The sequence below is a fragment of the Gammaproteobacteria bacterium genome (assembly GCA_037388465.1).
Lineage (GTDB): Bacteria > Pseudomonadota > Gammaproteobacteria > SpSt-1174 > SpSt-1174 > JARRKE01.
This window is the reverse complement of record JARRKE010000112.1, coordinates 1-4,939: the sequence shown is the minus strand read 5'-3', so window position 1 is coordinate 4,939 and position 4,939 is coordinate 1. Positions and strand designations below refer to the sequence as shown.

Below are 4,939 nucleotides of genomic sequence, written 5' to 3'. Positions count from 1 at the left end.
TTCGTGCTGCGCTTTATCCAGGGCCGCAACCCCGACTGGGTGCAGCGCCCCTTCTTCGCCAAATACGACGAAGAGGCCACCTGGCTCAACCACCTGCGGCCCGCCTTCGGGGAGGAGAAATTCTTCTTCGAGGACGAGTTCCAGGCCATGAACGACCGCGCCGCTCTGGCCGGCGCCTGAACCTGACCCGGCGCTGGTTGCGCGCGCCTCAGCCGCGCATAATCAGCGCCACCGCGTGGGCGGCGATGCCCTCCTCGCGCCCCGTGAATCCCAGGTGCTCGGTGGTCGTGGCCTTCACGTTCACCTGATCCAGCCCCACTCCCAGATCTTCCGCCAGGTGCTCGCGCATGGCGTCGATGTGTGGCGCCAGTTTCGGCGCCTGAGCAATCACCGTCCCATCCACATTGCCCACCTGCCAGCCGGCTTCGGCCAGCATTTTCACCACCTCGGCCAGCAACACCCGGCTGTTGGCACCCGCGTAATCCGGGTCCGTATCCGGGAAATGCCGCCCGATATCCCCCAGTGCCGCCGCCCCCAGCAACGCGTCGCACAGGGCGTGAATCAGCACGTCCCCGTCCGAATGCGCCTTGAAAGCCTTGTCGTGTGCAATGCGCACACCACCCAGGACGATATGGTCCCCCGCCTTGAAGGCGTGGACGTCGTAGCCATGGCCGATGCGGATATCAGTCATTGTTTAGTCTCTGATCGTGGCTGGCCAGCCCTTTCAGGCCGGCTAGGATCGCACTCCATTAATTGACATGCTGATTATACGGACTTAAATAAGCAACTTGAGCTTACCTGAAACGCCATAAACTGTGATGAGGCAACATCAATAATGAAAAACCATCACAACGGCTGGAAAATGTGACCGTCTCAGTTTCCCCATCGACCAAAGCAGTCGGATTCTGGTCTGCAGTATGCACCACGGCGTTCAGCCTCTTATACATCGTGGGCCAGCTAGCCGAATGGATGGGATGGCTGGGATCTAAAGGTGGACCTGAAAGCTCCAGCACCATCTTAGGACTCATCATCTTGCTGACACCTTCGCTGTTTCTTGGCTCAGCGTTTCTGTTACTTGTTGTGAGCGTTCATCAACTGATACCCAACGATAGAAAGGTTTGGAGTCAGGCAGCAGTCGCATTCGCAACCGCGTATGCAGCCCTGATAAGCATCGTTTATTTTGTTCAACTTACCCTTGTCGCACCACGGATGGCGCAAAACCATATTGCAGGCATTGAGCCATTCCTGTTCATACCCTTCAATTCATTTTTGTATGCTGTCGACATTCTTGGCTATAGCTTTATGAGCGTTTCAACTCTGTTACTGGCCCAGGCATTGGTCGGTAAGGGGATAGTGCAAACCGCTCGATTCTGGCTGACGGCAAATGGCCTTTTGCTTCCGTTCCTTGCGCTGCAGATGTATTTCCATCCGCTGTTATGGATCGCTTCGCTTTGGGCGATAACATTTCCAGTCTCAACCTGGTCTCTCGCCATCCTTTTCCATCGCACACCGGTTACCCAACATAATCCTTAGATTGAATTAATAAGTAGATGAGATCATGGACACACTGATAACGACCGACTGGCTCGGTCAGCACAGCGACAATCCTGACCTGGTCGTGCTCGACTGCACGGTTTACCAGGAATCTGAATATGACGCTGGCCTCCACAATGTCAGCGGACGCGCCAGCTATGAGCGCGCTCATATCCCCAATGCGGGATTCGCCGACCTGAAGGGCGACCTCTGCGACACCGGCAGCCCGATCGAATTTTCCGTACCGACCTCTGAACGATTCTGTTCCGCCATGGGCGCTGAGCAACCGATCCCGCAAATCCGATGGTTGTCGCCCCCCCGTATCCATCCGACTAACCTCACCCTGGAAGGCAAGTCCCGGGTTCCAAACCAAGGACAATCTCGCTGACGGAAACACATCCATGTCATCCAACAACTCAATTCATCCTTCTCTCATAACACCACCTCACCTGCGTGCAATTCAGGATGAATTGATCGGCCGGGAACCGATTTTCCATCGAGCCGGACTCGGGGCCACTCGCGAAGCATTCGAATCGATGATGGACGAGGCCTTCTGGGAGGTCGGCGCATCCGGTCAGCGCTACAGCAGATCCTATGTACTTGATATCCTTGAGGAACGGCATTCGAAACCAGCCGACGACGACTGGGAAACAAGGGGTTTTTATTGTCAGGTGATCGCTCCGGACAACTATCTTCTCACCTACACTCTGCTGCAGGGCCCACGTGTCACACGCCGCGCCACCATATGGCGCCGGACAGCACAAGGCTGGAAGATCGTCTATCACCAGGGGACGATTGCCGAACCGGAATAATCCGCGCTGGGATTCGGTTATTACCGGTACCGTGAGATGCAACCTGAGAGAAGGAACACAGCCATGGAAAATACTGACAAGCTGGCGGTTCTCATCGATGCGGACAATGCCCAACCCAGCATCGTGGACGGGCTGCTGGCCGAGATAGCCAATTATGGGACCGCCAACGTCAAGCGGATCTACGGAGACTGGACCGCTCCGACCCTTAAAAAATGGAAGGACGTATTGCTACAGCATTCCATTCAGCCGATGCAGCAATTCGCGTATACAAAAGGGAAGAACGCAACCGACAGCGCCATGATCATCGACGCCATGGACTTGCTGTATACCGACAACTTCAACGGCTTCTGTATCGTCTCCAGCGACAGCGACTTTACCAAACTGGCATCGAGAATCAGGGAATCCGGATTACTGGTTTACGGATTCGGAGAAAAAAAGACCCCGCCCGCTTTCGTTTCGGCCTGTGACAAATTCATTTACACGGAGGTGTTGCGCGCCAGGACCGATGAAACCGAACAGATCGCAAAAAAGTCCAGCAACGAATTGAAACAGGATGCCAAGCTGGTAAACCTGCTGCGCAACGCAGTGGAAGCATCCTCGGACGAAAGCGGTTGGGCCCACTTGGCACCGGTCGGCAGCAATATCGCCAAGCAGTCGCCGGACTTCGACCCGCGCAACTACGGATACGCGAAGCTGGGCGAACTGGTTCGGGCTACCAAGCTGTTCGACACCGAGGAAAGGCAGGTCGGCGACACCAAGTCAAAGGCGCTGTATGTCCGTGACAAGCGTAATAACAAGAAATAAGTACCGAATCACGCTCACGATATCGACGATATCCAAGCGGCTCTGATATCACACGGGCCGACATACCACCCCACCTTTCTCGGCCCCGGTATTGCCGCCGTAAAACGGCTGTCATCTACATGGGGTAGATATATTCTGTCAGTTCTGTAGCATAGTGCGAGGTCTTTGAAGGCCTCAGCGCTTTGACGCCATTGCGCGTCTGATCAGTCCGGCGATGCAACATCGCCACATCACAACGTCATCGTACGTGTTCCGCGCGGACAACCAAGGTCCGCACATCTCGGCGCACTACCCGCGCCGATCGGCAAAACGAAGTGTTGCGGTACCGCTCGCAAGAGCGGCATGAGAATCAACCAGGAAAGGCGCTTGCCGGGTCTGCTCGTGTCTTTCCTCTATTTGTCCCCGCACGGGACAGGAGGTGACATGGCTTATAGCGAAGCACAACAAGACTACGGCTCGGATCCACTCGCCGTTCGCGATACCAATCACTATCAGGCTGAATACGTTCAGGCCTTCGTGGAGAAATGGGACGAACTGATTGATTGGGACCGCCGCGCGGACAGCGAAGGCGATTTCCTGAAACGGGTACTCAGGGAGCACGGCGCCAAAAAAGTGCTGGATGTCGCCACCGGTACCGGATTTCATTCGGTGCAGCTACTCAAGGCCGGCTTCGAGGTCACCAGCGCCGACGGCAGCCCGGTAATGCTCGCCAAGGCGTTCGAGAACGCCAGAAAACGAGACCATATTCTGCGTACCGTCCAGGCGGACTGGCGCTGGCTGAACAAGGACGTGCATGACTATTACGACGCCGTGATCTGCCTCGGCAACTCCTTTACCCACTTGCACGAAGAACAGGACCGCCGCAAGGCACTGGCCGAGTTCTACGCCACCCTGCGTCACGACGGCATCCTGATCCTGGATCAGCGCAATTACGACGCCATCCTGGACCACCAGATCGAACCCAGCCACAACTATTACTACTGCGGAGAAAACGTGCGGGCCACGCCCGAGCACGTAGACGACTCGCTGGCGCGCTTCCGCTACGAATTTGCCGATGACAACGTGTTTCATCTGAACATGTTCCCCCTGCGCAAGAACTACGTTCAACGCCTGCTGCACGAGGTCGGGTTTCAGCGCGTCACCACGTACGGGGACTTCCAGGAAACCTACCGCGAGACGGAGCCGGATTTCTTCATCCACGTGGCCGAGAAACGCTACATCGAAGGGGAAGAATCGAAATGAGCGATGGTTACTCCGAAGTCGTCGAGACGGCGCGCAGTTATTACAACAGCGACGACGCAGACAATTTTTATTTTCACGTCTGGGGCGGCGAGGATATTCATATCGGAATATATGAATCCCCCGCAGACCCGATCGCCATGGCCAGCCGGCGTACCGTGGAGCGCATGGCCGCACAGGTCAACGGGCTCGGTCCCGACAGCCGGGTGCTGGACGTCGGCGCCGGCTACGGCGGCGCAGCCCGCTATCTGGCCAAGACCTACGGCTGCCGCGTGACGGCGCTCAACCTGAGCGAGAAGGAAAATACGCGCGACCGCGAGATGAACCACGACCAGGGGCTCGACCACCTGATCGACGTGGTGGACGGCAGCTTCGAAGCCATTCCGGCGGACGACAACACCTTCGATGTCGTCTGGTCGCAGGATGCCATCCTGCACAGCGGACATCGCGACCGCGTGGTCGGTGAGATCGCACGGGTGCTGCGCCCGGGCGGCGACCTGGTTTTCACCGACCCCATGCAGGCGGACGACTGTCCGGCAGGCGTCCTGCAG

8 protein-coding genes are annotated in these 4,939 nt (G+C 56.9%); 7 read left to right on the top strand and 1 reads right to left on the bottom strand.

Annotated elements, in window-relative coordinates:
* Positions 1–180: lysine 2,3-aminomutase (locus P8Y64_13530; GenBank protein MEJ2061484.1), on the top strand; the 180-nt coding region annotated here is incomplete at its 5' end.
* Positions 181–208: 28 nt separating this feature from the next.
* On the opposite strand, the gene ispF is transcribed toward P8Y64_13530, so the two are convergent.
* Positions 209–682, bottom strand: coding sequence for a 2-C-methyl-D-erythritol 2,4-cyclodiphosphate synthase (ispF, locus tag P8Y64_13525; GenBank protein ID MEJ2061483.1), 474 nt, complete (start codon positions 680–682; stop codon positions 209–211).
* A gap of 287 nt (positions 683–969) precedes the next feature.
* On the opposite strand from ispF, the gene P8Y64_13520 reads away from it, so the two are divergent.
* The 6 genes from P8Y64_13520 to P8Y64_13495 all read left to right on the top strand — a co-directional run.
* On the top strand, positions 970–1,533 hold the full coding sequence (locus tag P8Y64_13520; protein MEJ2061482.1) for a hypothetical protein: 564 nt from the start codon (positions 970–972) through the stop codon (positions 1,531–1,533).
* Positions 1,534–1,558: 25 nt separating this feature from the next.
* A complete protein-coding gene (locus P8Y64_13515; protein MEJ2061481.1) occupies positions 1,559–1,921 on the top strand; it encodes a hypothetical protein in 363 nt (120 codons plus the stop codon).
* A 13-nt stretch (positions 1,922–1,934) separates the two neighbouring features.
* Positions 1,935–2,345 (top strand): DUF4440 domain-containing protein, encoded by a 411-nt coding sequence (locus tag P8Y64_13510; protein MEJ2061480.1) that lies wholly within the window; start codon positions 1,935–1,937, stop codon positions 2,343–2,345.
* A 36-nt stretch (positions 2,346–2,381) separates the two neighbouring features.
* Positions 2,382–3,149, top strand: coding sequence for an NYN domain-containing protein (locus tag P8Y64_13505; protein MEJ2061479.1), 768 nt, complete (start codon positions 2,382–2,384; stop codon positions 3,147–3,149).
* A 423-nt stretch (positions 3,150–3,572) separates the two neighbouring features.
* On the top strand, positions 3,573–4,391 hold the full coding sequence (locus P8Y64_13500) for a class I SAM-dependent methyltransferase (GenBank protein MEJ2061478.1): 819 nt from the start codon (positions 3,573–3,575) through the stop codon (positions 4,389–4,391).
* Positions 4,388–4,939, top strand: a 552-nt coding sequence (locus P8Y64_13495) for a class I SAM-dependent methyltransferase (protein MEJ2061477.1), incomplete at its 3' end; no start/stop codon positions are given. The genes P8Y64_13500 and P8Y64_13495, both read left to right, overlap by 4 nt.

What these genes read in the sequence shown, in the direction of transcription:
- P8Y64_13520 (MEJ2061482.1), top strand. Translation starts at nt 970, where the DNA reads ATGGGATGGCTGGGATCTAAAGGTGGACCTGAAAGCTCCAGCACCATC.
- P8Y64_13515 (MEJ2061481.1), top strand. Translation starts at nt 1,559, where the DNA reads ATGGACACACTGATAACGACCGACTGGCTCGGTCAGCACAGCGACAAT.
- P8Y64_13510 (MEJ2061480.1), top strand. Translation starts at nt 1,935, where the DNA reads ATGTCATCCAACAACTCAATTCATCCTTCTCTCATAACACCACCTCAC.
- P8Y64_13505 (MEJ2061479.1), top strand. Translation starts at nt 2,382, where the DNA reads ATGCAACCTGAGAGAAGGAACACAGCCATGGAAAATACTGACAAGCTG.
- P8Y64_13500 (MEJ2061478.1), top strand. Translation starts at nt 3,573, where the DNA reads ATGGCTTATAGCGAAGCACAACAAGACTACGGCTCGGATCCACTCGCC.